Annotated in this window: 25 protein-coding genes; 16 read left to right on the top strand and 9 right to left on the bottom strand. The window is 67.3% G+C overall.

Annotated features, from left to right (window positions below; translation table 11 throughout):
• Positions 1-234: 234 nt before the first annotated feature.
• The 10 genes from MG068_RS05405 to MG068_RS05360 all read left to right on the top strand — a co-directional run bounded on the left by MG068_RS05405 (position 235) and on the right by MG068_RS05360 (position 10,951).
• Complete coding sequence (locus tag MG068_RS05405; protein ID WP_132809538.1) at positions 235-2,442, top strand: TonB-dependent siderophore receptor; 2,208 nt, start codon at positions 235-237, stop codon at positions 2,440-2,442.
• A 220-nt stretch (positions 2,443-2,662) separates the two neighbouring features.
• Positions 2,663-4,306 (top strand): malonate decarboxylase subunit alpha, encoded by a 1,644-nt coding sequence (gene mdcA / locus MG068_RS05400; RefSeq protein WP_132809537.1) that lies wholly within the window; start codon positions 2,663-2,665, stop codon positions 4,304-4,306.
• A 10-nt stretch (positions 4,307-4,316) separates the two neighbouring features.
• Complete coding sequence (gene mdcC, locus MG068_RS05395) at positions 4,317-4,637, top strand: malonate decarboxylase acyl carrier protein (RefSeq protein WP_132809535.1); 321 nt, start codon at positions 4,317-4,319, stop codon at positions 4,635-4,637.
• Positions 4,634-5,542 carry a biotin-independent malonate decarboxylase subunit beta gene (locus MG068_RS05390; protein ID WP_132809533.1) on the top strand — a complete coding sequence of 303 codons (909 nt, stop codon included), beginning with the start codon at positions 4,634-4,636 and terminating at the stop codon, positions 5,540-5,542. The genes mdcC and MG068_RS05390 overlap by 4 nt, the downstream gene beginning before the upstream one ends.
• Before the next feature lie 2 nt (positions 5,543-5,544).
• On the top strand, positions 5,545-6,249 hold the full coding sequence (gene mdcE, locus MG068_RS05385; RefSeq protein ID WP_132811116.1) for a biotin-independent malonate decarboxylase subunit gamma: 705 nt from the start codon (positions 5,545-5,547) through the stop codon (positions 6,247-6,249).
• On the top strand, positions 6,242-6,883 hold the full coding sequence (gene mdcG, locus MG068_RS05380) for a malonate decarboxylase holo-[acyl-carrier-protein] synthase (protein ID WP_132809531.1): 642 nt from the start codon (positions 6,242-6,244) through the stop codon (positions 6,881-6,883). The genes mdcE and mdcG overlap by 8 nt, the downstream gene beginning before the upstream one ends.
• Positions 6,880-7,737 (top strand): triphosphoribosyl-dephospho-CoA synthase MdcB, encoded by an 858-nt coding sequence (mdcB, locus tag MG068_RS05375; protein WP_165929926.1) that lies wholly within the window; start codon positions 6,880-6,882, stop codon positions 7,735-7,737. The genes mdcG and mdcB overlap by 4 nt, the downstream gene beginning before the upstream one ends.
• Positions 7,734-8,654, top strand: coding sequence for a malonate decarboxylase subunit epsilon (mdcH, locus tag MG068_RS05370; protein WP_132809529.1), 921 nt, complete (start codon positions 7,734-7,736; stop codon positions 8,652-8,654). The genes mdcB and mdcH overlap by 4 nt, the downstream gene beginning before the upstream one ends.
• 104 nt (positions 8,655-8,758) lie before the next feature.
• A complete protein-coding gene (locus MG068_RS05365; RefSeq protein WP_132809527.1) occupies positions 8,759-10,126 on the top strand; it encodes an SLC13 family permease in 1,368 nt (455 codons plus the stop codon).
• A 105-nt stretch (positions 10,127-10,231) separates the two neighbouring features.
• Positions 10,232-10,951, top strand: a complete 720-nt coding sequence (locus tag MG068_RS05360) for a GntR family transcriptional regulator (RefSeq protein ID WP_012510388.1) — start codon at positions 10,232-10,234, stop codon at positions 10,949-10,951.
• Between the two features lie 110 nt (positions 10,952-11,061).
• Here the strand turns inward: MG068_RS05360 and MG068_RS05355 are convergent, their stop codons facing one another.
• Positions 11,062-11,394: a hypothetical protein gene (locus tag MG068_RS05355; RefSeq protein WP_107433624.1), complete on the bottom strand. Its 333-nt coding sequence runs from the start codon at positions 11,392-11,394 to the stop codon at positions 11,062-11,064.
• Positions 11,395-11,545: 151 nt separating this feature from the next.
• On the opposite strand from MG068_RS05355, the gene MG068_RS05350 reads away from it, so the two are divergent.
• On the top strand, positions 11,546-12,493 hold the full coding sequence (locus tag MG068_RS05350) for a nucleoside hydrolase (RefSeq protein WP_049461808.1): 948 nt from the start codon (positions 11,546-11,548) through the stop codon (positions 12,491-12,493).
• 4 nt (positions 12,494-12,497) lie between these two features.
• On the opposite strand, the gene MG068_RS05345 is transcribed toward MG068_RS05350, so the two are convergent.
• From MG068_RS05345 to MG068_RS05320, 6 genes are all read right to left on the bottom strand, one after another.
• Positions 12,498-13,757: an MFS transporter gene (locus tag MG068_RS05345; RefSeq protein ID WP_049422767.1), complete on the bottom strand. Its 1,260-nt coding sequence runs from the start codon at positions 13,755-13,757 to the stop codon at positions 12,498-12,500.
• Between the two features lie 77 nt (positions 13,758-13,834).
• Positions 13,835-14,848, bottom strand: a complete 1,014-nt coding sequence (locus tag MG068_RS05340) for a hypothetical protein (protein ID WP_132811114.1) — start codon at positions 14,846-14,848, stop codon at positions 13,835-13,837.
• Positions 14,849-14,996: 148 nt separating this feature from the next.
• On the bottom strand, positions 14,997-16,310 hold the full coding sequence (locus tag MG068_RS05335) for a sensor histidine kinase (protein ID WP_132809525.1): 1,314 nt from the start codon (positions 16,308-16,310) through the stop codon (positions 14,997-14,999).
• On the bottom strand, positions 16,307-17,047 hold the full coding sequence (locus MG068_RS05330; protein ID WP_049461794.1) for a response regulator: 741 nt from the start codon (positions 17,045-17,047) through the stop codon (positions 16,307-16,309). The genes MG068_RS05335 and MG068_RS05330 overlap by 4 nt, the downstream gene beginning before the upstream one ends.
• Positions 17,048-17,105: 58 nt before the next feature.
• Positions 17,106-17,651, bottom strand: a complete 546-nt coding sequence (locus MG068_RS05325; protein ID WP_132809524.1) for a redoxin family protein — start codon at positions 17,649-17,651, stop codon at positions 17,106-17,108.
• Between the two features lie 3 nt (positions 17,652-17,654).
• Complete coding sequence (locus MG068_RS05320; protein ID WP_132809522.1) at positions 17,655-18,449, bottom strand: alpha/beta fold hydrolase; 795 nt, start codon at positions 18,447-18,449, stop codon at positions 17,655-17,657.
• Positions 18,450-18,791: 342 nt separating this feature from the next.
• Here MG068_RS05320 and MG068_RS05315 point away from each other — a divergent pair, with 342 nt between their 5' ends.
• From MG068_RS05315 to MG068_RS05295, 5 genes are all read left to right on the top strand, one after another.
• Complete coding sequence (locus MG068_RS05315; protein ID WP_132809521.1) at positions 18,792-19,436, top strand: HvfX family Cu-binding RiPP maturation protein; 645 nt, start codon at positions 18,792-18,794, stop codon at positions 19,434-19,436.
• Positions 19,437-19,536: 100 nt separating this feature from the next.
• On the top strand, positions 19,537-20,013 hold the full coding sequence (locus tag MG068_RS05310) for an HvfA family oxazolone/thioamide-modified RiPP metallophore (protein WP_132809519.1): 477 nt from the start codon (positions 19,537-19,539) through the stop codon (positions 20,011-20,013).
• A gap of 56 nt (positions 20,014-20,069) precedes the next feature.
• Entirely contained in the window at positions 20,070-20,915 is an 846-nt protein-coding gene (locus tag MG068_RS05305; RefSeq protein ID WP_049422759.1) for an HvfB family MNIO-type RiPP peptide maturase, read from the top strand.
• Positions 20,908-21,642: an HvfC family RiPP maturation protein gene (locus MG068_RS05300; protein ID WP_049461799.1), complete on the top strand. Its 735-nt coding sequence runs from the start codon at positions 20,908-20,910 to the stop codon at positions 21,640-21,642. The genes MG068_RS05305 and MG068_RS05300 overlap by 8 nt, the downstream gene beginning before the upstream one ends.
• Before the next feature lie 51 nt (positions 21,643-21,693).
• Complete coding sequence (locus MG068_RS05295; protein WP_049422757.1) at positions 21,694-22,332, top strand: ferric reductase-like transmembrane domain-containing protein; 639 nt, start codon at positions 21,694-21,696, stop codon at positions 22,330-22,332.
• Between the two features lie 63 nt (positions 22,333-22,395).
• On the opposite strand, the gene MG068_RS05290 is transcribed toward MG068_RS05295, so the two are convergent.
• Entirely contained in the window at positions 22,396-22,800 is a 405-nt protein-coding gene (locus tag MG068_RS05290) for a hypothetical protein (RefSeq protein ID WP_132809518.1), read from the bottom strand.
• 72 nt (positions 22,801-22,872) lie between these two features.
• The gene (locus MG068_RS05285; RefSeq protein ID WP_049461802.1) at positions 22,873-24,009 is read right to left on the bottom strand and encodes a metallophosphoesterase; all 1,137 of its coding nucleotides are present in this window, start codon (positions 24,007-24,009) and stop codon (positions 22,873-22,875) included.
• Between the last annotated feature and the right edge of the window lie 59 nt (positions 24,010-24,068).

The following is a 24,068-nucleotide window of genomic DNA, read 5'->3' as shown; positions in this document are numbered from 1 at the left end:
CACCTTCGGGCGGCCGTTCGCGTTTGGGCCGCTCCCTGCTGCAGAAAGCGATGCCCGGCGCCGGGAATCCTATGCACAATGACGCGAATTGTAATGTTGTTAAGAATTATTTACATTTGCGCACTGCGCAGTGACCGCGCCCCTCCCAGATGGACCTGATGTGCCCGAAGCCGCCGCCCCGGGTGCTGGACGACTGTTGCCGCCCCCTTCCCGTCTCCGAGCTTCGAACCCACCATGTCCCTGACGTTCCGTAACCGCCTGCCCCGCCGTGCGCTGCTGCCGGCTACCCTGCTCTCTTCGCTCGCGCTGGTCGCGTCTCCGGCGTTCGCCGAGGCCGCCGCCGATGCATCCGATGCCAAGACCCTGGACCGGGTCAGCGTCCGTGCCAAGCAGTCCGCTCCGCCATCCAGCACCACCCGCCTGCCGATCACACTGCAGGAAACCCCGCAGTCGGCCACTGCGATCAGCCTGAAGCGCCTGCAGGACGAATCGCTGTTCAGCATCAACGACGTGATGCGCAACGTCACCGGCGTCAGCGTGTCCTTCTATGACACCCAGCGCCCGCTGTACTACGCACGCGGCTTCGCCATCACTGACTTCCAGGTCGACGGCATCCCGACCTACAGCGGTTCCACCAACCAGGAATACGACACCGCTTTCTACGACCGTATCGAAGTGATCCGCGGTGCCAACGGCCTGCTCAGCGGCGCCGGCGTGCCGTCGGCCACCGTCAACCTGCTGCGCAAGCGGCCGGGCAAGGAGTTCGATGCCTCGTTCGCGATCAGCGCCGGCAGCTGGGACTATCGGCGCATGGAGGCGGACGTGACCGCGCCGCTGACCGATGACGGCCGTTTCCGCAGCCGCGTGGTCGCCGCCTATACCGATCGTGGCCTGTATTACGACCGCTACGACGAGAACAAGATGGCCGGCATGGCGGTGCTGGAAGGCGACGTCACCGACAGCACGACGATCACCCTCGGTTACCAGAGCCAGGACAACAATCCGACCGGCTCGACCTGGGGCACCGTGCCGTTCTTCGACAACCAGGGCAATTTCGCGCACCTGCCGCGCTCGACCAACCTGTCGCCGAAGTGGAGCTACTGGAAGCGCGAGAGCAACACTGCCTTCGCCAACCTGGAACAGCGCTTCGGCGACAACTGGCTGTTGAAGATCAACACCGCCTACACCCGCGGCAACGTTCAGAATGTGCGCCTGTACGGCACCGGCGAGCCGGACCCGGTGACCGGCTCGGGCATCTTCCTGCGCGCGGCCGCCGGTGATTCGAAGGACACCCGGCGCAACGTCGATGCCTACCTGACCGGCAGCTTCGATCTGTTCGGCCGCGACCACGACCTCACCGTGGGGGCGCAATGGTCGGACCTGGAAGGCACGACAAATACCCTGGCACTGAACTTCCCGGCCGACTGGGCAACGTGTGTCAGCGCCACGGGTGCACGCGAACGCTGCTACTACATTCCCAACGTGTACAGCTGGAACGGCGATATCTCCGAGGTCACCTACCGCCGTACCGGCGCGCGCCGCATGGCCAAGACCACGCAGAGTGGCGTCTATCTTGCCACCCGCCTGCGCCTGGCCGATCCGCTGTCGCTGATTGCCGGCGCACGCCTGAGCCGCTGGGAAACCCTCAGCCGCTCCTACAACGCCGCAGGCGCCTACACCGGCACCAGCGGTGCATACAAGGTGAGTGATGAAGTCACCCCGTACGTGGGCCTGGTCTACGACATCACGCCGAACGTCTCGGCGTACGCCAGCTACACCGAGATCTTCAACCCGCAGAACTTCAAGGACCGCAACGAGAACCTGCTGGCGCCAGTACAGGGCTCGAACCTGGAAGCAGGCATCAAGACGCAGTGGCTCGATGGCCGCCTGACTGCCAATGCCGCGGTGTTCGAGGCCAAGCAGGACAACTACGCGGTGCGTGACATGAGCGTGCCGGACGGTTCGCTGAGCGATGGCACCTCCGCCTACATCGGGATCAACGGCACCAAGGCGCGCGGCTGGGAGATGGACGTCAACGGCGAGATCCTGCCGGGCTGGACGGTCAATGCCGGCTATACCCACGTCAAGGTCACCCGCGCCGCCACCGATCTGCTGTACGCCAACCCGCCCAAGGACCTGCTGCAGCTCAACACGCAGCTGCAGTTGCGTGGCGCGCTGGAGCGCCTGAGCATCGGCGGTGGCGTGCAGTGGCAGAGCAAGGTGCAGGGCTACAACATCGCCTACCCGCTGGGCGGCACAGTGACGGTGAACCAGCCGGCCTACATGCTGGTCCAGTTCAACGCCAACTACCGCATCAGCGACAACTGGACGGCAACCCTGAGCGTGCGCAACGCACTGGACAAGACCTACTGGGCGAATCTGGACTACAACAACTACGGCGAACCGCGCTTCGTGTCGGCCAGCCTGCGCTGGAAGTTCTGAGCCACCAGAAACGGTAGTGCCGGCCGCTGGCCGGCTCCAAGCGATGCATCGATGACGCGGAGCCGGCCAGCGGCCGGCACTACCCCGATCGATGCGGTCCTCCTCCATTTCAATCTGAATGGGCCCGCCTCTGTGCGGGCCCTTTCATTTGCTGCACCGCGGGTTGCACGCCCATCATAATTATGACGTAATTACATCGACACCAATCGGAAGCCGGTCGATGAACCCGAGCTGGGATACGTTGGAACGCAGCCGCCAGGCCCGCCTGGAACGTGCCGCGCCGTGGGCCCGGGGACGTGAGGTCGCCGCCACCGACGTGGGCGAGCTGCTGCACGCACTGCTGGAGCCAAGCGACAAGGTCTGCCTGGAGGGCAACAACCAGAAACAGGCCGATTTCCTCGCCCAGGCCCTGGCCGACCTTGACCCGGCCCGGGTGCACGACCTGCACATGGTGCAGTCGGTGCTGTCTCTGCCGTCGCACCTGGATGTATTCGAGCGTGGCATCGCCGCGAAGCTGGACTTCTCGTTCTCCGGCCCGCAATCGGTGCGGCTGGCCAATCTGGTGGCCGAAGGGCGCATCCAGATCGGTGCCATCCACACCTACCTCGAACTGTTCGGCCGCTACTTCATCGACCTGACCCCACGCGTGGCGATGGTCGCCGCGCAGGCCGCCGATCGCCACGGCAATCTCTACACCGGCCCGAACACCGAAGACACCCCGGTCATCGTCGAGGCCACCGCGTTCGGTGGCGGCATCGTCATCGCCCAGGTCAACGAGATCGTCGACACCCTCCCCCGCGTCGACATCCCTGCTGACTGGGTCAACTTCGTGGTGCAGGCGCCGAAGCCGAACCACATCGAGCCGCTGTTCACCCGCGACCCGGCGCAGATCTCCGAGATCCAGGTGCTGATGGCGATGATGGCGATCAAGGGCATCTACGCCGAGTACGGCGTGAACCGCCTCAATCATGGCATCGGCTTCGACACCGCCGCCATCGAGCTGCTGCTGCCGACCTACGCCGAATCGCTCGGGCTGAAGGGAAAGATCTGCCAGCACTGGGCGCTCAATCCACACCCCGCACTGATTCCGGCGATCGAATCGGGCTTCGTCAAATCGGTGCATTCGTTCGGTTCCGAACTGGGCATGGAGAAGTACATCGCCGCACGCAGCGATGTGTTCTTCACCGGTGCCGACGGCTCGATGCGCTCCAACCGCGCGTTCTCGCAGACCGCCGGCCTGTATGCCTGCGACATGTTCATCGGTTCCACCCTGCAGATCGACCTGCAGGGCAACAGCTCCACTGCCACCCGCGACCGCATTGCCGGCTTCGGTGGCGCACCGAACATGGGCTCCGATGCACGTGGCCGCCGCCATGCCAGCGAGGCCTGGATCAAGGCCGGCCAGCAGGCCGCACGCCCCGGTGAGATGCCGCGTGGCCGCAAGCTGGTGGTGCAGATGGTGGAAACCTTCCGCGAACACATGGCACCGGCCTTCGTCGATCGGCTGGACGCCTGGGAGCTGGCCGAGCGCGCGGACATGCCGCTGCCACCGGTGATGATCTATGGCGACGACGTCAGCCATGTACTGACCGAAGAAGGCATCGCCAACCTGCTGCTGTGCCGCACCCCTGAAGAGCGCGAACAGGCGATCCGCGGCGTGTCCGGCTATACCGCCGTGGGCATGGGGCGCGACCGCGCGATGGTGGAGAACCTGCGCGACCGCGGCGTGATCCGCCGTCCCGATGACCTCGGCATTTCCGTGCGCGATGCCAGCCGTGACCTGCTTGCGGCGCGTTCGGTGAAGGACCTGGTGCGCTGGTCCGGCGGCCTGTACGACCCGCCCAAGCGCTTCCGCAACTGGTAAGGGGCTGAGCATGGAAACCCTCGACTATCGATTCGAAGGACACACGGCGGTGCAGTTTCCGCGCGATGCAGTGCTGGTCGGCGTACTGGCCTCGGGCAACCTGGAAATCCTGCTGGAGCCGGCCGTACTGGACGGCGCGATGACGGTGCGCATCATCACCGCCGCTCAGGGCTTTGGCCGTGTCTGGGAGGCGGTGATCGGTGATTTCGCACAGCGCCATCCGCTGCGCGATGTACGCGTCTCGATCAACGATGCCGGTGCGACCCCGGCGGTGGTCAGCCTGCGCCTGGACCAGGCCGTGGAAACCCTGCTTGCTGGAGATCCACGATGAGCCGGACGCAGCGCCACAGTTACTACGAAGCCGATGCACGTGAGCGCATCGCCGGCCTGATCGACGCCGGCTCGTTCCGTGAATTCCTCGGCCCGGCGCGGCGGATGATGAGCCCGCACCTGGCACAGCTCGACCAGCCCGCGGCGTTCGACGACGGTATCGTTGTCGGCGAAGCCACACTGCGCGGCCGACGCGTGCTGCTGGCCGCACAGCAGGGTGAATTCATGGGCGGCGGCGTGGGCGAGGTGCACGGCGCCAAGTTGACCGGGCTGCTGCACCGTGCAGCGGAAACCCGACCTGACGGTGTGCTGCTGCTGCTCGATACCGGCGGCGTGCGCCTGCACGAAGCCAACGCGGGATTGATTGCCATTTCCGAGATCATGCGCGCCACCCTGGACGCGCGCGCTGCAGGCGTGCCGGTGGTGGCGCTGATCGGCAGCGGCAACGGCGCATTCGGTGGCATGGGCATCGTCGCCCGCTGCTGCAGCACGGTGGTCATGTCCGAGGAAGGCCGGCTGTCACTGTCCGGACCGGAAGTAATCGAGACCGTGCGTGGTGTGGAAGAGTTCGATTCCCGCGATCGTGCGCTGGTCTGGCGCGTAACGGGAGGCAAGCACCGCTACCTGATCGACCAGGCACAGGTGCTGGTGCCCGATGCCATCGAGGCGTTCGCGCAGGCTGCCAGCAATGCGCTGCAGCCCGATACCAGCAGCACCGATCCAGATACTGCACTGGCCGCGCTGCAGGAACGCCATGCGGCACTGAAGGCGCGCGTGCAGGCCTGGGGCGATTGCCGCGATGGCCTTGAGATCTGGGCGCGGCTGGGTATCACTACCCCCGAGCGACTGACGCTGCTCGACACCGATGCGTTCCTCATCGCCACCGCCGACCGGAGCCTGCCATGAGCATGCCGCTGCAGACCCTGCTCGATGCCCTGTTCCCGCATGGGCATGCCATTGCCGTGAACGATTCGGTGCTGACCGGTAGCGCCACCACCGAGGATGGCGAGGTGACCGTGATCGGTACCGCCGACAAACTCGAAGTCGGCGTGGACCACGCATTGGCACTGGCCGAAACCGTGCTTGCCAGCACCGCCGCGCTTCCACAGCGACCGATCGTGATGCTGGTGGACACCGCTGGCCAGCGCCTGGCGCGGCGTGACGAACTGCTTGGCATCAACGGCTACTTCGCTCACTTGGCGCAGACGCTGGATCTGGCACGCCGACGCGGTGCGCGGCTGGTGACCCTGGTCTATGGCGAGTCGGTCAGCGGCGGCTTTCTGTCGTTCGGCCTGATGGCCGACCACATCCACGCCCTGCCCGATGCACAGGTGCGGGTGATGGACCTGCGCGCGATGGCGCGGGTGACCAAGCAACCGCTGGAGAAACTGCAGGCACTCAGCCAGAGCTCGCCGGTGTTCGCGCCGGGCGTGGAGAACTACGTGGCGATGGGTGCGGTGGAATCGCTGTGGGAGGGCGATCTTGCCCAGCACCTGCTGCAGGCGCTGCGCACGCCCGCCGAAGGCGACCTGCGTGCCGCACGCGGCGCACAGCGCGGCGGTCGTGCCCTGGCGGCAGGGGTTTCGACTGCGGTGGCCCACGGCGATGCCTGAGCGGCCCGCCCGCCACACGCTGGCCTGGCTGTCGGCCGATGCCGACTGGCGGGCTGACGTGACTGCACAGGAACCACGCCTGGCAGCGTGGTTCGCGCAGGGCCTGCCGGCCATGGTGGCGCGCTGTGCGGCGGACGACCCCGACCCTCGGCTGCGTCTGGGGGTACCGCTACCGCCAAGCGAAGGCAAGCAACGGCTGGCGCTGCGCGTGGCCCTGCAGGACGTCCAGCAGCTGCAGCCTCCCCCTCCCTTGGATCACGTTCTCGCCGGCGGCGTTCCGGCGGATTGGCAGGCGGCGTTGCAGGCAATGCTGCGACTTGCACCGGCCCGCGTATTCGGCGCCTTCGCATGGCAGCACCTCAGCGGACTGCCCTATGTGCACGCGCGCTCGGACATCGACCTGCTGTGGCAGGTGGATGACGCGCGCCAGGCCGACCTGCTGGTCGAACGCCTGCAGCACTGGGAAAGCGCCTACGGGCATCGCGTAGATGGCGAACTGTGCCTGGTGGATGGTGGCGCGGTGAACTGGCGCGAATACGCCGGTCGCAGCCGCGAAGTACTGGTCAAACGCATTGATGGTGCCGCTCTGGAACTGCGCGAGGCCTTGTTCAACGCCACTGGAGTTGTCGCATGAACGCCGTCGTGAAGCGCGTCGCCCGGTCCACCCCGGCGGTGGACAGCGCGCGCCTGGGGCGCCTTGCCATCGCCAGCCTGCACGCCGAACTGGCCCTTGCCCCCAAACCGGGACTGGTTACACCGTTCGATCGCGGCAGCCACCACGACATGGATGCCGGCACCTTCCTGCGCAGCCTGTTCGCGTTGCGCCACTATTTCATCGCCGTGGCCGACGCCGGTGCCAGCGCGGCGCCGTTCCAGACGCTGCGCCGGCATGGCATCGCCGCCGAGATATCGATGCTGCACGCCACTGCGGGCATCAACACCCATCGCGGTGCGATCTTCAGCCTTGGCCTGCTGGTGGCCGCGTCCGCTGCCTGCTGGGGCCGCGCGGGCCGTGTCGCCGCAGCCGAGCAGGTCTGCCAGGAAGTGCGCCGTTGGGCGCCCGAGCTCGCCGCCGCGCCTCTGGATGCGAACAGCCCTGGCCAGCGCGCGCGTGCACGGCACGGCGTGCAAGGTGTGCGCGAACAAGCGGCCGCCGGCTACCCGCTGCTGCGCGAAGTGGCACTGCCTGCCCTGCGCCACGCACTGGCCAGCGGCCTGCCACGCGAGGCCGCGATGTGCCAGACCCTGATGCAGCTGATCGCGTGCGTGGATGACCTCAACCTGCTGCACCGGGGCGGCGCCGACGGCCTGCGCTGGGCCCAGCGGCAGGCACGCACCTTCCTGGACGCCGGTGGCACCTTCGCGCCGGACTGGCAGGTACATCTGCGTCGCATCGGTGACGGCTTCGTCATGCGCCGGCTGAGCCCGGGCGGCAGCGCAGACCTGTTGGCCTGCAGCGTGTTCCTGCTGCAGCAGGAGCAGGCATGAGCCTGGCCCTGCTCTGCCCTGGCCAAGGCGCGCAGCACGCGGCGATGTTCGATCGCGTGCGCGATCTGGCTGCTGCGCGGCCGGTGCTCGATGCCACGAGCGAACTGCTCGGCCGCGATGTATTCGCCGCTGCGGCGGCCGACGACCGCTTCGACAATGTGCGGGCGCAACCACTGTTGTGCGCAGCAAGCCTGGCGCATTGGCAGGGCCTGCGCGAGATATTGCCAACGCCGACGGTGATCGCGGGTTACAGCATCGGCGAGCTGGCCGCACATGCCATCGCCGGCGGCGTCGATGCGGCCACCTGCCTTGCCCTGGCTGCGCAGCGCGCACTGTTGATGGACAGTGCCAGCCCCGCCGATGCAGGCCTGCAGGCAGTGCTTGGCCTGGAACGCCATGTACTGCAGCCGCTGTGCGATCTGCACGGAGCGCACGTGGCCATCGCCAACGGGCAGGACCATTTCATCGTGGGCGGCACGCACGCCTCATTGCAGCGGCTGGCCGATGCCGCGCGGCCGCAGGGTGCGGACATCCGTCCACTGCCGGTGCACGTGCCTGCACACACACCGTTGCTGACAGCGGCGGTCGCACCGTTCGCTGCCGCACTCGACGCCTCGCCACTGCAGGCCCCACGCCTGCCGCTGCTGGCCGGCATCGATGCGCGACCGGTGCGGGATCGGGCAACGGCAGTCCACACGCTGTCGACGCAGCTCGCACAGACCATCGAATGGGCGCAGGTGATGCGCCAGGCCTTCGAGCGTGGCGCGCGGGTGTTCCTGCAGCTGGGCCCGGGCAACGCCTTGGCGCGCATGGTCGCGCCGGCCTATCCGTGCTGCGAAGTGCGCGCGGTGGAAGAGTTCCAGAGCCTTGAAGGCGCCGCGGGCTGGGGCCGCAGTGCGCTGGAACGGCTGCAGTAACGGGTTCGAGCAGTACGTATCACGCAACACGCAGTACGTCGCCTTACCCCGGGATGGCGGGTCTCCATCCGCGCTGTACGTGAGTCACGTGTCTGGGAGGGCGCATGAGTCCACAAATCGCAACGATCATCGGTCTGGTGATCATGTTCATCGTCGCCACCGCGATGCCGATCAACATGGGTGCCGTCGCCTTCGCGCTGGCCTTCATCATCGGCGGGCTGTGGGTCGACATGGGCGGCAAGGAGGTCCTGGCCGGCTTTCCCGGCGATCTGTTCCTGACCCTGGTCGGCATTACCTATCTGTTCGCCATCGCGCAGAAGAACGGCACCATCGACCTGCTGGTGCACTGGGCAGTGAAAGCCGTGCGCGGCCATATCGTGGCCATTCCGTGGGTGATGTTCGTGATCACCGCGGTCCTCACTGCGTTCGGTGCACTGGGCCCGGCGGCGGTCGCGATCATCGGCCCGGTCGCGCTGCGCTTTGCCAAGCAGTACAACATCAATCCACTGATGATGGGCCTGCTGGTCATCCATGGTGCGCAGGCGGGCGGCTTCTCGCCGATCAGCGTGTACGGCAGCATCACCAATGGCGTGGTGCAGAAAGCCGGGCTGGAAGTGACCGAGATGGCGGTGTTCCTGACCAGTCTGGGCTTCAACTTCATGATGGCGACGATCTGCTTCTTCGCCTTTGGTGGCATCGCCCTGCTGCGCCGTGGCTCGATCACCGCAGCAGGAACACTCGGCAATGCCGAGCTGGCGATGGCCGGTGGCCCGCAGGCGTCGTCGCGCCAGTTCGCGATCGAAGGTCATGGCGCGCTGGTCGCGGCAGGCGGCGGCACGCTCAGCAATGATCCGGTGGCACTGGATGCGGTGAACCTGACCCGCGAGCGGTTGTTCACCCTGATCGGCCTGCTCGGCCTGGGCGTGGCCGCGCTGATCTACAACCTCAACGTCGGCCTGGTCTCGATCACCGTGGCGGTGGCGCTGGCGCTGTTGTCGCCACAGAGCCAGAAGGGTGCGGTCGATGGCATCAGCTGGTCCACCGTGCTGCTGATCTGCGGCGTGGTGACCTACATCGGCGTGCTGGAACATGCCGGCGCGGTGGACTTCATCGGCAACGGTGTGTCCGACATCGGCATCCCACTGCTCGGCGCGCTGCTGGTCTGCTATGTCGGCGGCATCGTCTCTGCATTCGCTTCGTCGGCAGCGGTACTCGGCGCGACGATTCCATTGGCGGTGCCGTTCCTGATGCAGGGCCACCTCAGCGCCGCCGGCGTGATCTGCGCGCTGGCGGTGTCATCCACCATCGTCGATGTCAGCCCGTTCTCGACCAATGGCGCACTGGTGGTGGCCTCGGCAGCGCAGGAAGAGCGCGAGACCCTGTTCCGCCGCTTCCTGGTGTACAGCGGCCTGGTGGTGGCCCTGGGGCCGTTGCTGGCCTGGCTGGTGTTCGTGGTGCCAGGCTGGATGTAACCGCCCAGCGGGGGTGCCGACCGCTGGCCGGCACTCTCATGAAGCCATCCAGCGATCATGGGTTGCCGGCCAGCGGCCGGCACTACCTGGCGGTACACTTCCACCATGGCCATTGCCCCTGCCCCGCGGTCACCGAAGAAGCGCGCACCCCTGTACGAAGAGGTGGCCGAACACGTGCGCGAGCGCATCTACGATTACCGGCTGCCGCCGGGAGAGTGGATCGACGAGCCCGCGCTGTGCGAAGAACTGGGCATCAGCCGCACGCCGCTGCGCGAGGCGCTGAAGCTGCTGGCCGCCGAAGGCCTGGTGCAGATCGATGCGGGTCGTGGCAGCCGGGTCACGCGACTGACGCTGGAAGACCTCAACCAGCTGTTCCCGGTGATGGCGATGCTGGAAGGCCGCTGCGCGCATGAGGCGGTGAAGCACATCGACGATGCCGGCGTGCAGCAGCTCGAAGACCTGCATGCAGCGATGGAAGCAGCGGCGGCCGAGGGCAACATCGCCGAGTACTACCGCAACAACTACCTGATCCACGAAACCGTGCAGCATTACGCGGGCAACCCCTGGCTGATCCGCATCACCCACGATCTGCACCGCATCCTGAAGATGCATCGTGGCCGTCAGCTGCTGACCCCGGGTCGCACCGCGCAGTCGCTGGCCGAACACCGCGAGCTGATGGAATGCTTCCGCCGCCGCGACGCGCAGGCTGCCGAACGCACCATGGAACGCCATCTGCTGAGCCAGGGCCAGGCACTGGCCGCCTATGTGGCGGCGGGCGGGCTGTTGAACGTACCGGCGCCGTTGCCGACCGAAGGCGGCGGCTGAGCGCACTGTCGTCGCCTTTGTAGAGTCGAGCCATGCTCGACTGCTTTTCGATCAGGCATCGCGGCGTTGGAACGAAGGGCAGTCGAGCATGGCTCGACTCTACAGAGACCTCAATCGCTGCAGCTGCCACCACCACCGTCACTGCTGCCGCCGTCGCTTCCACAGTCGGAGCTGCTGTAGCTGTGATGACTGTGGCTGTCCCCGGAATAGCCGCCGGAGAAATCGGCGGGCCCACCGCCACTGCCATCGCTCCGCGCGGGTGAGCCATCGGCCGTGGCCACTGCCATGCACAGGATCGCGCCGACCAGCGGCAGCAGCCAGACCAGCAGCAGCTGCACCGTCCGGCCGCCCGCCGACAGGCCGTCGCGCTGCGCGATCACCACGGTGGCCACCACGTTCAGGCCCAGCACCAGCAGGACCAGCAGAAGGGTAACGATCAGCATTCGGCGACTCCATGCCTGGACTGGGGGCATTATGGCCTGCCACCCCGGCAATGGCCCTGCCTGTCATGAAGATGGGACAATGTAGGGCGCGCCGGCCTGCCCCGTGGCCGCCGGCGCCCCCCGCACCACACGGAAGAAGAAGAACAACAACATGCTGAAAGTCATTTTCGATACCGACCCGGGCGTCGACGACGCCCTGGCCCTGCTGTACCTGCACAAGCACGCCCAGATCGACCTGATCGGCGTCACCACCACCTTCGGCAATGCCTCGGTGGAGTCGACCACGCACAACGCGCTGTACCTGAAGCAGGCCTGGGGCTTTGCCGCTCCGGTCGCGCGCGGTGCCGGTGGCCCGCTGCAGCCGGAAGCCACCCCGGAAGCCTGGCCGGTGCACATCCATGGCCAAAACGGCCTGGGCAACCACCCGGTGCCGGCCAGCCTGGACGTAGCCGCCGATGCGCGCCCGGCCCATCAGCTGATCATCGACCTGGTCCGCGCCCATCCGGGCGAGGTGACCCTGGTCGCGGTCGGCCGCATGACCAACCTGGCCCTGGCCCTGCAGCAGGCCCCGGACATCGCCGGCCTGGTGCGCGGCGTGGTGATCATGGGTGGCGCTTTCCACGTCAACGGCAACATCACCCCGGCCGCCGAGGCCAACATCTGGGGCGATGCCGAAGCCGCCGACGTGGTGTTCACCGCCAGCTGGCCGGTCACCGCGATCGGTCTGGACGTGACCACCCGCGTGGAAATGGACCGTGACGGCCTGGACACGCTGGCGGCCATCGGCGGTGCCGACGCCGAGCTGGTCCGTGCGCTGTCGCAGGACTACGTAGACTTCTACCTGCAGGCCGGCCACAAGGGCATGGTCGTGCACGACTGCTGCGCGTGCATCGCGCTGACCCGCCCGGAGCTGTTCCAGTTCGAGCGCGCCAGCGTGCGCGTGGCCACCGACGGTGTCGCCCGCGGCATGACCATTCCCAAGCCGGAAGGCCTGGCGTTCGGTCCCAGCGTGTGGGATGGCCACGTGGTGCAGTCGATTGCCATCGGCGTGGATGCGGCCGCGGTACTGGCCGACATCGAGCAGACCCTGAAGGTCTGACCCGCTAGCGCTTGGCCCTGCCCGGGACCGTCTCGGGCAGGGTCCACAGCACCGGCAGCACCAGCACCGCCACCAGCGCGATCATCGCGCCCGGCGCCGCTGCCCAGCCGCTGCGCTCCACCCACCATTGCGCCAGCCATGGCGTTGCCCCGCCGAAGAAGGCGGTGGCCATGGTCACCCCCAGTGCCAACCCGCTGACCCGGCCCTCGCCCGGGAACTGCTCGGCCGTAGCCGGGGCCGCCACCGCGCTCACTCCACCGGCTACACAGGCCAGCAGCACCGCCGCCAGCGCGATGCCCAGCGCCGTCGCCTGTGCCATCCACGCGAACAGGGACAGTGGCAGCAGCGCCGCCAGCACGGTCAGGCCCAACAGCATCGGCCGTCGTCCGACGCGGTCGGACAATGCGCCGCACAGCGGCGTGATCGCAATGACCGCCACTGCCGCAATCGTCGACAGCCACAGTGCATCACCTTCGTCATGACCCTGCGCATGCAGGAATGCCGGCACATAGGTGATGCCGACGTAGTAAGTGATCGACCCCAGCGCCGAAATCGCAAACGTGCGCGCTACCGCCAGCGGGTGGTTACGCAATACGTGGCGAAGCGGCGTAGCCGGAATACTGCCCTCGCGACGCTGGCGTTCGAACTCCGGCGATTCGTGCATGCCCGAGCGCGCGACCAGGATCACCAGTGCCAGCGCGGCACCGAAGAAGAACGGAATGCGCCAGCCCCAGCTGTCCAACTGCGCGGTGGGCAGCAGCGCAACCGTAAGCGCCGAGATCGCCACCGCCAGCAGCGCGCCCACCTCGCTGGCCGCCGATGCCAGCGAGGTCACCAGGCCGCGTCGCCGTGCTGGTGCGCTTTCCAGCAGGTACGCCACCACGCCGGTGTACTCACCGCCCACCGAAAATGCCATCACGCAGCGCAGTACCAGCAGCAGCACGCCCGCCGTAGTGCCCGCCGTGGCCGCAGTCGGCAGCAGCGCGGTGGCCAGCATCGCCGCTGCCATCAGGGCCATCGATGCCAGCAGCATCCAGCGCCGGCCCAGCCGGTCCCCCAGGTGGCCGAAGCACAGTGCGCCCAGCGGGCGCATCAGGTAGGACACCGCAAAGCCGGCCAGGGTGACCAGCAGCGCCTGCTCGCCACCACCGAAGAACACCCGCGACAGCACCGTGGCGAAGTACAGGTACAAGGTGAAGTCGTACCACTCCACCACCGTGGACAGGCCGGCCACCCACATCGAGCGCTGCCGCTCGGCAGTCATTGCGTGTTCGCCTTCAACAGCCTCGATCCCGGTTGCGCAGGTTCGGGGAGGATGTCACGGCCGGGGTGAAATACCGGTCATCGGCTGTCCGTCGCCTGCATGTACTGGGTTTCATGGCCGGTGAATCGCTCACCGTCAAAGCCGAAGCAGAAGCGTCCTTCCTCGAACACGCGGTAGACCAGCAACGCACCATCAAGGCAGAACTGTTGCTGGTCCACACCCGTTTCCAAGGTCCCGTAGCCGGTGGCGTCTCCGCCCTTCCCCGCCGGGCCGGTGAAGGCATCGATCGGCAATGGCGTGGCGCGTCCGGTGCGGGTGTCGACCAGCACCAGCGTGCGCTGGAAGTACTCGGGACGATCATCGACCTGTACCAGCAGATAGTGCTGGTTGAAATTGGGCTTCTGATGCTGGAGAGCTTCTTCAATGGCGGCCCGGTGCCGCGCATCGCAGAAGTCGACCGGGCTGTAGCGGTAGCTGCAACCGTCGTGGTCGTAGGGCAGGTTCATGCCGGAATAGCTGATGCTCCCCTCGCTGTCCACGTCGTGGCCCAGTTCCGGGGTGCTGCACAGCAGCCACGAACGCTGCGCATCTTCAGGATCGGCCATCAGCTTCGGTTCGCGGCCCTGCTCGTAAGACGCGCCGCCCGGAAATTCCTGCCCGAAGCGCTGGCGGACGATGGGACGTGCCTTCTCCAGCGGCAGGCCGATCTTCACGCCACGGAACGAGACGAAGGTCATCGTCGGCAGGATCACCTCCTCCACCGGCAGTCCCTTCCACTGCCCCTGCACGCAGAACGTGGCGATCTCGCTCTCTTCGTCCACCTTGCAGGGCTTCGGCGCATTCGTGGCCAGCCAGGGATGTGCCGGGCGATCGGTCTGAACGTCGATGTACCAGCCGTCCAGCGCGCAGCTCGGCAGCGCATCGAGCAGCGGAGAGAGGTCTTCTGCCATGGCCGGGGCGGCAAGCGGTGTGCCCGCTGCGGGTGCTCCGGTCGGCGCATCCGTTGTGCGCTGGCATGCCGCCAGCGCGAGCAGACCAACCAGCAGCGCGACGTGGCGCGGACGCCGGATTGAATGATGCGCTCCCTGCATTGCGTGGTGCTCCCTGGTTTCAACACTCGCTGCGGATGATCGCCGATCCCGGGGTGGTGCAGGAATGCCGTAGATCCACGCCATGCGTGGATGCTCTCGCGTCGGGGTCAGATCCCTTTGCTGCGGCAAACGGATCTGACTCCGCCGGTTACCCCGGCAGCTGCAGCTCCGCCCGCAGGCCGCCCCCCTCGCGGTTGTGCAACCGCAGCGAGCCGCCCAGCGACTGCGCCAGCTGCACCGCGATGGCCAGGCCCAGGCCGGTCCCGCCGGTATCGCGATTGCGCGAGCTTTCCAGCCGGTGGAACGGCGCCAGCACTGCCTGCAGCTGGCCCTCGGGAATGCCGGGGCCACGGTCGGAAATTCCGATCCACACCCTTCCGGCCTCATCGCGGCCCGCCTCGATCTCGGCGGCACCGGCGTAGCGCAACGCGTTGTCGACCAGATTGCCGACCACCCGGCGCAGCGGCTGCGGCCAGGTCTGCACGACCAGTCCAGCGGGCGCACCACCACTGACCGGCTTGCCCATGTCCTCGTAATCGCCGACCACACTGGCCAGGAACGCGCCCAGGTCCATCGACACCGGCGCGCCACTGGCGACGTGGCTGCTGCGCGCATAGGCCACGCCCTCACGCACCAGTTGCCCCAGGTGGTCGAGGTCGGCCAGCAGCCGCTGCTGGGTGCTGTCTTCAGGCAGGGTCTCCACCCGGAGCTTCATGCGCGTGATGGGGGTCTGCAGGTCGTGCGAGATCGCGGCCAGGATCTGCAGGCGCTCACTGACATGGCCACGAATGCGTGCCTGCAGCGCGTTGAGTGCGGCCGCCGCACCGCCTACTTCCGCAGGACCATCTTCAGGCAGTGCCGGCCCGTCCTTGCCCGGCTGCAGATGCTCCACCGCATGCGACAGCTGCTGCAGCGGGCGCATGGCCAGGCGCACCGCCAACCACGCGCACACCAGCAGCAGCGCCAGCTGCACCAGCAGCACGGCGGGCAGCCAACGTGCCAGCGGCAGGCCCGACGGAGTGACTTCAATGGTCAAGGGTGTGCCGTCGTGCAGGCGCAGTTCCACCTCGAACCGCTCCGGCAGGCGAGCCACCTGGCGCGCCTGCAACGGATAGCGGTGCTGCAGGCTGTCGTCGATGATCGCCGTGACCTGGCGTGCACGATCGGTCTGCAGCCCCGGCCCGGCCGAAGCCGGGCGCAGCAGGTAGCGGTAGGTGCGCCGCTCCAGCCGCGGCACCCAGGCCTCACGCTGCGCCACAGGCAGGTGCTCCAGCAGCGCGACACTCACCGCCACATCCTCGTCGAGGTTGCGCAGCATCATGCTGCGGGTGGACTGGTAGCGTTCGAAGAACAGCAGGCCGAAGGACAGTGCGTGGGCCAGGGCCAGTCCGCCCAGCAACACCAGCAGCAGCCGCGCCGACAGCGTGCGCGGCCAGCGTGGACGGCGTGCGGTGGTGTTCATTCGTCCGGCCCCAGCAACTGCACCGGCACGCTGAACACATAGCCTTCGCTGCGCACGGTCTTGATGTAGGTCGGCTCGCGTGCGTCGTCACCCAGGCGCTGCCGCACGCGGCTGACCAACAGGTCGATCGAGCGGTCGAACAGTTCGGCATCGCGGCCCTGGGTGAGGCTGAGCAGCTGGTCACGGCTGAGCACCCGATTGGCGTGATCGAGGAACACGCGCAACAGGCGGAACTCGGCACCACTGAGCGGATACGCGGTGTCCTGCGCATCCAGCAGATGGCGCGCGGTGGTATCCAGGCGCCAGGCACCGAAGGCCAGTTGGCGACCGGCTTCGCTCACCTGCAGGTTCGGCGGCAGCATCCGGGTGCGACGGATCACCGCGTTGATGCGTGCCAGCAGTTCGCGCGAGGAAAAGGGCTTGGTCACGTAGTCGTCAGCGCCCATTTCCAGGCCGATGATGCGGTCGGTCTCGTCGTCGCGGGCGGTCAGCAGCACCACCGGCACCGCACGATGCTTGCCGGCGCGCAGGTTGCGGCACAGGCTCAGGCCGTCCTCGCCTGGCATCATCACGTCCAGCACCACCAGATCCACGGCATGGGTATCCATCAGCGCGCGCATGGCCCGGCCACCGTCGGCCTGGCTCACGCGCAGGCCGTTGCGTTGCAGGTAGTCGGCCAGCATCTGGCGGATATCGCTGTCATCGTCGACGACCAGGATGTGCGGTACAGGGTTCATTGCGTTCTCGATGAAGGCAGGGGGACAGCGCCGCGCGGCGCGGCCATGGTAGCGCGGCTCAGGGGCTGGCCAGCTGGCGCTGGATCTCGCTTTCGGTGCGTGCGTAGTCGCCCTCGCCGTAATGGCGGTAGACCACCCGCCCCTGCCGGTCGAGCAGGTACAGCGCGGGCCAGAAGCGGTTGCCCCACGCGTTCCAGATCCGGTACTGGTTGTCCTGCACCACCGGCCAGGTGATATCCAACCGTGCGATGGCCTTGCGCACGTTGCCGGGCAGCCCTTCATAGGCGAACTCGGGCGTATGCACGCCGATCACCCTCAGGCCCTGCGACGCGTAGCGTGCATGCCACTGGTGGACGTATGGCGCCACGTTGAGGCAGTTGCTGCAGGTGTAGGTCCAGAACTCGACCAGTACCACCTGCCCCTGCAACTGCTTCAGTGTCATCGGTGGGCTGTTGTGCCAGGGCCCGCCATCGCCGAACCCCGCCTTCGGTGCTGCGTCGAGTGGCTGCGCGCCGGCCTCGGCGCTGGGCCAGGCCGGCAGCAACGCCGCTCCACCCAGCAGGCCCAGCAGCAGGGGCAGTGCATACCCTCGCAGTGCGGCCATCGCTCAGCCCCCCTGCTCGGCCAGCGGCAGTTCGGCCGGCTTCACGCCTGCCGCCTCCAGGATGCTGTCGGCCACCTGCGCCGGATGCGAAAGCAGCGACACGTGGCTGCTGCCGATCGACTGCAGCTGTGCGCCGATGCGGCGTGCGGTGGCGGCCTGCAGCTGCGGCGACAGCATGCGGTCATCGCGGCTGAGCACGTACCAGCTCGGCTTGCTGCGCCACGCCGCAACGTTCACCACCTCGCCCAGCGCGCTGGCCTTCAACGGGACCTGGGTGCTGTACAGCAGCGCAGCCGACTTCTTCATCACGTCCGGCGCGAAGTCCTGGGCGATCGCATCGGCAGGCAAGGTCAGGTAGCCATCCCTCTCCTGCAGTCGGGCCAGGCCCGGACCGACCGGGAAGCCCTCGCCCTGCTGTGCCGATGACTGCCCGGCATCCGGTGCGAACGCGGCCACGTACACCAGCGCCTGCACCTTCGGGTCATCGCCCGCTTCGGTGATGACCGTGCCGCCCCAGCTGTGGCCGACCAGCACCACCTTGCCGGGTGCAGCGGCAATCGCACGGCGGGTGGCGGCAACATCGTCGGCCAGCGAAGTGAGCGGATTCTGTACGGCCACCGCCGGCAGCTTCCAGTCATGCAGGGTACTGATGACCTTGCTCCAGCTGGAGCCATCGGCGAACGCGCCGTGCACCAGGATGATGGTGGGCGGCGCGCCGGCGTCGACCTGGGCAGCGAAGGCCGGGGCGGCGGCGCCGGCAAGGGCGAGAGCGGCGGCAAGCAACGTGGTACGGATCATGAGTGGCACTCCGGTGTTGGGAGCGGCCATTTCCGCCTGCCGGTGTATCGGCGCTGTTTCGCCGCGGCACGGAGTTGTACCGGACTGTAGGGCGCAGGCGGGTTTCTACAGTGGGATACATTCGGGCGCCGGTCCTGGCTGGGCGCTAACGGGTGGATATCGCTCCCCGCACGCGGGCGTGCAAGGCCCCGATGTGCACCAACGCATCGTCTTTGTATCTGACTGTACGAAACCCCGGCCGCGGCCACAGTCGCTGACAAAACCCCGGGCAACGGCACACGTTGCCGATACCTGCGCCGCCTGAAATGGCCTCCATCGACCACTGGCCCGCAGGACACCACCATGATCAGCACCGCCTCTTCCGTGTACACCCCCCGCCTGGACGCCGTCGGCCGCTGGCTTTCGCCATTGGCGCTGCGCACCCTGCTGGCCTGGGAGTTCTTTGAATCCGGCCGCGAAAAGCTGGGCGGCCAGAACTGGTTCGCCGACCTGGAAGGTCGCTTCCCGTTCCCGTTCTCCACCCTGCCCGCATCACTGAACTGGCAGCTGGCCACCTGGCTGGAACTGGTGGGTGCGGTGATGCTGCTGCTCGGCCTGGCCACGCGCTCGGTGGCTTATGTGTTCTGGGTGCTGACCGTGGTCGCCATCGCCGCCGTGCACTGGCCCGACCAATGGAACGGCCTGGGCGAACTCTGGCAGGGCTATGCGATCACCGACCAGGGCTACGGCAACTTCAAGCTGCCGCTGCTGTTCCTGGCCATGCTGCTACCACTGATCCTCAACGGCGGCGGCGCACTCAGCGTGGACCGACTGCTGGCCGGCTCGCAGCACGCCCCCGTTGGCAATGACGGCTTGGGTTGGGGCGTCGCCCTCATCGCCCTGCTGCTGCCGGTTGCCGCGCTGCTGCCCGGCATCGGCTTCGGCGGCGCCCTGCTCGGCGGTGTGCTGCTGGTGGGTTACGTACTGCGCCGTCGCCGCAACGCCTGATCCGCTTCGCCCCCTCACCGCGCTTCTTCCCTTCGTTTCCGTCGCCTTCAAGCGGCGTCCATCCCGCACGCCCCGCGTGCTTTCCCAAGGAGTCACCACCATGTCCGTCTCGACCAAGAACACCCCCTCCTCCCGCCTGCCGCGCATCGGTGCCATCGGCATCGCCCTGGCCGGTGGCCTGCTGCTGGCCGGCCAGGCCGCGGCGATCCAGCCGCTGGCGGTCAGTGCCATGGCCATGAGCGCTGCTGCCGAAGGCAAGTGCGGTGAAGGCAAGTGCGGAGCCAACAAGACCGCCACCGGCAAGCCCGCCGGCAAGGCCAAGGTGGCCGAGGGCCAGTGTGGCGAAGGCAAGTGCGGCGACGCCTCGTTTGCCCGCACCGACCGCGACCACGATGGCCGGGTCTCGCGTGCCGAGTTCAACGCCGTGGCCGCCAAGCGTGCCGCCGAGTTCGACCGCATCGACACCGACCACGACGGCTACATCAGCGAGCAGGAGGCACACGACTACCTGCGCAGCGTCTACACCGCCAACGGCAAGCCGATGCCGAAGGGCCTGTTCTCCCGCGTCGCCGATTGATCGACGTTCAACCGGCGCCGCCTCCGAGGCGGCGCCCTCTCCCTGGAGCATCCGTCATGACCCTGCCCTTGCCTTCCAATGCCGCCGGTCTTGGCCTGCGCCGTGGCCTGATCGACGAACTGCTGGCCATGCCGGCCGGTGCCATCGACTTCCTCGAAGTTTCGCCCGACAACTGGATCGGCGTCGGCGGTGCACACGGTGCAGCGCTGCGCAGGTTGAGCGAACGCCACCCCCTGACCTGCCACGGCCTGTCGCTTTCTTTGGGCGGTCCTGATCCGCTGGACCGCACCCTGCTGGCCCAGACGCGTGCCTTCCTCGACCTGCACCAGGTGCAGCTGTACAGCGAACACCTGAGCTACTGTGCTGCCGGTGGCCACGTCTACGACCTGCTGCCGCTGCCGTTCACCGCCGAGGCCGTTCACCATATCGCCGGTCGCATCGCCCAGGTGCAGGACATGCTGGGCCGACGCATCGCCGTGGAGAACATCTCCTACTACGCCGTTGCCGGCGCGGACATGAGCGAGATCGACTTCATCAACGCCGTGCTCGCCGAAGCCGACTGCGACCTGCTGCTGGACGTCAACAACGTTTTCGTCAACGCCTGCAACAATGGTTATGACGCCTTCGAATTCCTGGCCCGCGTGCCGGCCCACCGCGTCGCCTCGCTGCATGTGGCGGGCCACTTCGATGAAGACGATGGCTTCAAGATCGATACCCATGGTGCACCGGTGAAAGGCGTGGTCTGGGCACTGTTGCGCGAGGCCTATGCGCGGGTGGGCGTTCGCCCCACGCTGCTCGAACGCGACTTCAACTTCCCCCCGCTTGCCGAATTGCTGGCCGAGGTCGGGCAGATCCGCCAGGCGCAGGCCGAGGCACGTTGGCCCGAGGTGGCCCATGGCTGAGTCGCTGGCGACCCTGCAACGGCGCTGGGCCGATCATGTGCGCGACCCTGCAAAGACCGCACCCGATGGCATCGAGGCGCGGCGGATGGCGGTCTACCGCCGCCTGTGCATCGACAGCTTGGACACCCTGCTGGCCAGCAGCCTGCCGCGACTGCAGCAACAGTTGGGCACGTCGCGCTGGCGCGACATCGTGGAGCACTACTACGCCAGCCACATCTGTCACACCCCGTTGTTCCCACGGATCGCCGGCGAGTTCGCGGCCTGGCTGGCAGTGCAGGACACGCTGGCACTGCCGGGCTGGGCAGCAGAACTGGCGCACTACGAGAGCACGCAGCAGTCGCTGCACATTGAAACGCGTGACGGCGGGCGGCCGCTGCAGCGCGCTCCCGTAGGCAATGATGTGCTGGCGGTTTCGCCGTTGGTGCGGGTGCTTGGCTACCAGTGGCCAGTACATGAGGACGGGGCGCTGGAGCCGGTGTTGAGCACGGCTCCCACGCTGCTGGTGATCCAGCGCCTCGCCGATTTCAGCCTGCAGACCGAGGAACTGTCACCGCCGGCCTACGCGCTGCTGTCGGTGTTCGGTGACGACAGCGCGTCGGTGGATGAAGCACTGCAGCTGCTGTCCGAAACACATGGCGAGGCAGCGGACGCATTGCGCATTGCCTGCGTGCCTGTTCTGGGCGAGCTGTGCGCGGCGGGCGTGCTGGTCGCATTGCCTGCTTTCTGAGATTGCCGGCCAGCGGCCGGCACTACCGCCCCCCTACTTCGAGGTCTCACCATGGCTGCATCCAATACTCCCTTCCTGCACGGCTGGCGCCTGTTCGTGTCCGTGGCGGTGGTCCTGATCGCCTTCGCGCTGGCGGCCTTCGCCCTGTATCCCGATGCGGCCGAAGGCAGCCGAGCCGCGATCCGGGTCACTGCACGCACATCGTTCCTGTTGTTCCTGGCAGCGTTCACGGCATCGTCGTTCGCCAGCCTGCTGCCCAGCCCGTTCACCCGGTTCCTGCTGCGCGAACGGCGCATCATCGGCCTGTCCTTCGCGTTCTCGCACCTGCTGCATGCCATCGCCATCACCAGTTTCGGCATCCTCAACCCGGCATTCTGGCCAGCACGCTCAGCGCTGGCCAACCTCCCGGGCACGGTGGGCTACATCGCCATCCTGGCGCTGGCCATCACCTCGCATCGGGGGCTCGCCCGGCGCATGGGACCCACGGCCTGGCGTCGCCTGCACGTCACCGGCATGTGGATCATCGCGGCGGTTTTCACCTACTCGTACTTCAAGCGCGTGCCGGGCAACTTCTGGTATGCGGTGCCGTCGGCGCTGCTGTTCACCGCCTTCGTGGTGCGCTGGATCGCCAAGCGGGCGCAAGCGCTGCGTCGAAGTGCGCATGCGCGGCCGCCGCTGCGAGCGGCCTGACGGGCCGGGGGTCAGATCCCTTTGCCAAAGGCGAAGGGATCTGACCCCATCATGTCGTCCCCATCAGCCGTCACGTGTGGCGCGATAGGCAGCGTAGGCATCGAGGATCTTCTGCATCCGGGCCTGCTGCTTCACACCCATCGGTGCCCGCTGCACGCGCTTCAGCAGCGTCTTCCACATATATCCGGAACGGAAGAAGTACGGGCGCACCTCAAGGAAGGTCAGCACGACATCCACCGTATCTGGATCGCGTTCGGCAAGTTGCTTCAGCGCGTTGGCGTAGCCCCCCGGGAAAGCAAGCTGTTCATAGCGCTGGTTGTATTCCGCGCAGGCTGCCACGTGCCGCTGCATTGCTTCCGGGCCACGCCAGCACGCGCCAGCGGCTTCGCGGATGGCTTGGCGCAGCCGATTGATCTCGTCCGCATTGGCGCGGATAAGACGTTCCATGGGTGCGCGGGGATGGGACATGGTTCCTTCCATTTGGTTTGTCAGGGGTCAGATCCATTTCCCGCAGGCAAAGGGCTCTGACCCCACTTCAGGTCACGGGGCGCGGCGCAGGGTGATCAGGGTGATCTCCGAAGGAACGCCGATGCGTGCCGGGAAACCGGCCCACAGGCCGGCGCCATTGCTCACGTACAGTGTCATGCCATCCACCTCGTAGCGGCCGGACACAAAACCGCCATTGGCGCGCTTCACCAGCTGGTCCATGCCGATGATCTGGCCGCCATGTGTATGCCCGGACAACTGCAGCTTTACCCCACGCGCGGCCGCCTCGCGTGCGTTGCGCGGGCGATGGTCGAGCAGGATCACCGGCGCGCCCGGATCAGCACCGGCCAGCGCGGCCTCCAGGTCCGGCAGCGGCAGACCGTAGCGTGCGGCCACCGGATCGGTGACACCGGCGATGGTCAGCGCCGCATCGCCGCGCCGCACCTGCAGGTGGCTGTTCTCCAGCACCTGCATGTGCAGTGCGCGGAACGCCTGCATCCACTCCTGGTACTGCGCGTAGTACTCGTGATTGCCGGTGATGGCAATGACGCCATCCGGCGCCTGCAGGTCGGCCAACGGACGCGCGTCGTCGCGACGGGCCTCGACACTGCCGTCGATCAGATCGCCAGTGATCACGATCAGGTCCGGCTTCAGTGCGTTGCTCTCCTCCACCACCCTGCGCACCCAGTCGCCGGTCAGCAGGCGGCTGGCATGGATGTCGGTCAGCTGCAGCACGCGATAGCCGTCGAACCCGGCCGGCAACCCGGCGATGCTCACCTCGATGTGCCTGGGCTTGGGCACCGCCATTCCCTGGCTGACGCCATAGGCGCTGACCAGCAGCGCCAGCACACCCGCCGCCGGGCGCAGCTTCGGCGCGCGCAACGCCGATACAGCACGTGGCCTGCGCAGGATGCGCGACACCAACAGGCCCGCGTCCAGCACTAGCAGGAACAGCGCCAGCAGCAGTACGGCAGTCGAACCCGTGGCCAACGAGGCGATGGCCAGCTTCGGGATTTCCGGCGAGGCCATCGTGCCCCAGAACATGGCGACGATCCGCAGCTGCACGGCAACGCTCACCAGCAGCAGCGACAGCACAACCTTCATCCAGATGGGCATGCGCAGTGGCCAGAACAGGCGCCAGGCCACATACAGGCCCATCAACAAACCGATCGTACTCAGCACTGCAACCATCCTGGAAAGAAAGCGGGCCCGCCATGGTGACGGTTGCCGGCAGTGTTGTGTAGAGCCGG

The sequence above is a fragment of the Stenotrophomonas sp. ASS1 genome (genome assembly GCF_004346925.1).
Classification (GTDB): Bacteria; Pseudomonadota; Gammaproteobacteria; order Xanthomonadales; family Xanthomonadaceae; genus Stenotrophomonas; species Stenotrophomonas maltophilia_A.
Note: the sequence above shows the minus strand (reverse complement) of the source record. Positions and strands in the feature narration are given on the sequence as shown.

Excerpts from the sequence above, each read along its gene's own strand:
- MG068_RS05300 (WP_049461799.1), top strand. The coding sequence starts at position 20,908 with ATGGCTGAGTCGCTGGCGACCCTGCAACGGCGCTGGGCCGATCATGTG.
- MG068_RS05360 (WP_012510388.1), top strand. The coding sequence starts at position 10,232 with ATGGCCATTGCCCCTGCCCCGCGGTCACCGAAGAAGCGCGCACCCCTG.
- MG068_RS05335 (WP_132809525.1), bottom strand. The coding sequence starts at position 16,310 with ATGAACACCACCGCACGCCGTCCACGCTGGCCGCGCACGCTGTCGGCG.
- mdcG (WP_132809531.1), top strand. The coding sequence starts at position 6,242 with ATGCCTGAGCGGCCCGCCCGCCACACGCTGGCCTGGCTGTCGGCCGAT.
- mdcC (WP_132809535.1), top strand. The coding sequence starts at position 4,317 with ATGGAAACCCTCGACTATCGATTCGAAGGACACACGGCGGTGCAGTTT.
- MG068_RS05325 (WP_132809524.1), bottom strand. The coding sequence starts at position 17,651 with ATGGCCGCACTGCGAGGGTATGCACTGCCCCTGCTGCTGGGCCTGCTG.
- MG068_RS05290 (WP_132809518.1), bottom strand. The coding sequence starts at position 22,800 with ATGTCCCATCCCCGCGCACCCATGGAACGTCTTATCCGCGCCAATGCG.
- mdcA (WP_132809537.1), top strand. The coding sequence starts at position 2,663 with ATGAACCCGAGCTGGGATACGTTGGAACGCAGCCGCCAGGCCCGCCTG.
- MG068_RS05320 (WP_132809522.1), bottom strand. The coding sequence starts at position 18,449 with ATGATCCGTACCACGTTGCTTGCCGCCGCTCTCGCCCTTGCCGGCGCC.
- MG068_RS05365 (WP_132809527.1), top strand. The coding sequence starts at position 8,759 with ATGAGTCCACAAATCGCAACGATCATCGGTCTGGTGATCATGTTCATC.
- MG068_RS05345 (WP_049422767.1), bottom strand. The coding sequence starts at position 13,757 with ATGACTGCCGAGCGGCAGCGCTCGATGTGGGTGGCCGGCCTGTCCACG.
- MG068_RS05355 (WP_107433624.1), bottom strand. The coding sequence starts at position 11,394 with ATGCTGATCGTTACCCTTCTGCTGGTCCTGCTGGTGCTGGGCCTGAAC.
- mdcE (WP_132811116.1), top strand. The coding sequence starts at position 5,545 with ATGCCGCTGCAGACCCTGCTCGATGCCCTGTTCCCGCATGGGCATGCC.
- MG068_RS05405 (WP_132809538.1), top strand. The coding sequence starts at position 235 with ATGTCCCTGACGTTCCGTAACCGCCTGCCCCGCCGTGCGCTGCTGCCG.
- MG068_RS05310 (WP_132809519.1), top strand. The coding sequence starts at position 19,537 with ATGTCCGTCTCGACCAAGAACACCCCCTCCTCCCGCCTGCCGCGCATC.
- MG068_RS05295 (WP_049422757.1), top strand. The coding sequence starts at position 21,694 with ATGGCTGCATCCAATACTCCCTTCCTGCACGGCTGGCGCCTGTTCGTG.
- MG068_RS05340 (WP_132811114.1), bottom strand. The coding sequence starts at position 14,848 with ATGCAGGGAGCGCATCATTCAATCCGGCGTCCGCGCCACGTCGCGCTG.
- MG068_RS05315 (WP_132809521.1), top strand. The coding sequence starts at position 18,792 with ATGATCAGCACCGCCTCTTCCGTGTACACCCCCCGCCTGGACGCCGTC.
- mdcH (WP_132809529.1), top strand. The coding sequence starts at position 7,734 with ATGAGCCTGGCCCTGCTCTGCCCTGGCCAAGGCGCGCAGCACGCGGCG.
- MG068_RS05330 (WP_049461794.1), bottom strand. The coding sequence starts at position 17,047 with ATGAACCCTGTACCGCACATCCTGGTCGTCGACGATGACAGCGATATC.
- mdcB (WP_165929926.1), top strand. The coding sequence starts at position 6,880 with ATGAACGCCGTCGTGAAGCGCGTCGCCCGGTCCACCCCGGCGGTGGAC.
- MG068_RS05350 (WP_049461808.1), top strand. The coding sequence starts at position 11,546 with ATGCTGAAAGTCATTTTCGATACCGACCCGGGCGTCGACGACGCCCTG.
- MG068_RS05305 (WP_049422759.1), top strand. The coding sequence starts at position 20,070 with ATGACCCTGCCCTTGCCTTCCAATGCCGCCGGTCTTGGCCTGCGCCGT.
- MG068_RS05390 (WP_132809533.1), top strand. The coding sequence starts at position 4,634 with ATGAGCCGGACGCAGCGCCACAGTTACTACGAAGCCGATGCACGTGAG.
- MG068_RS05285 (WP_049461802.1), bottom strand. The coding sequence starts at position 24,009 with ATGGTTGCAGTGCTGAGTACGATCGGTTTGTTGATGGGCCTGTATGTG.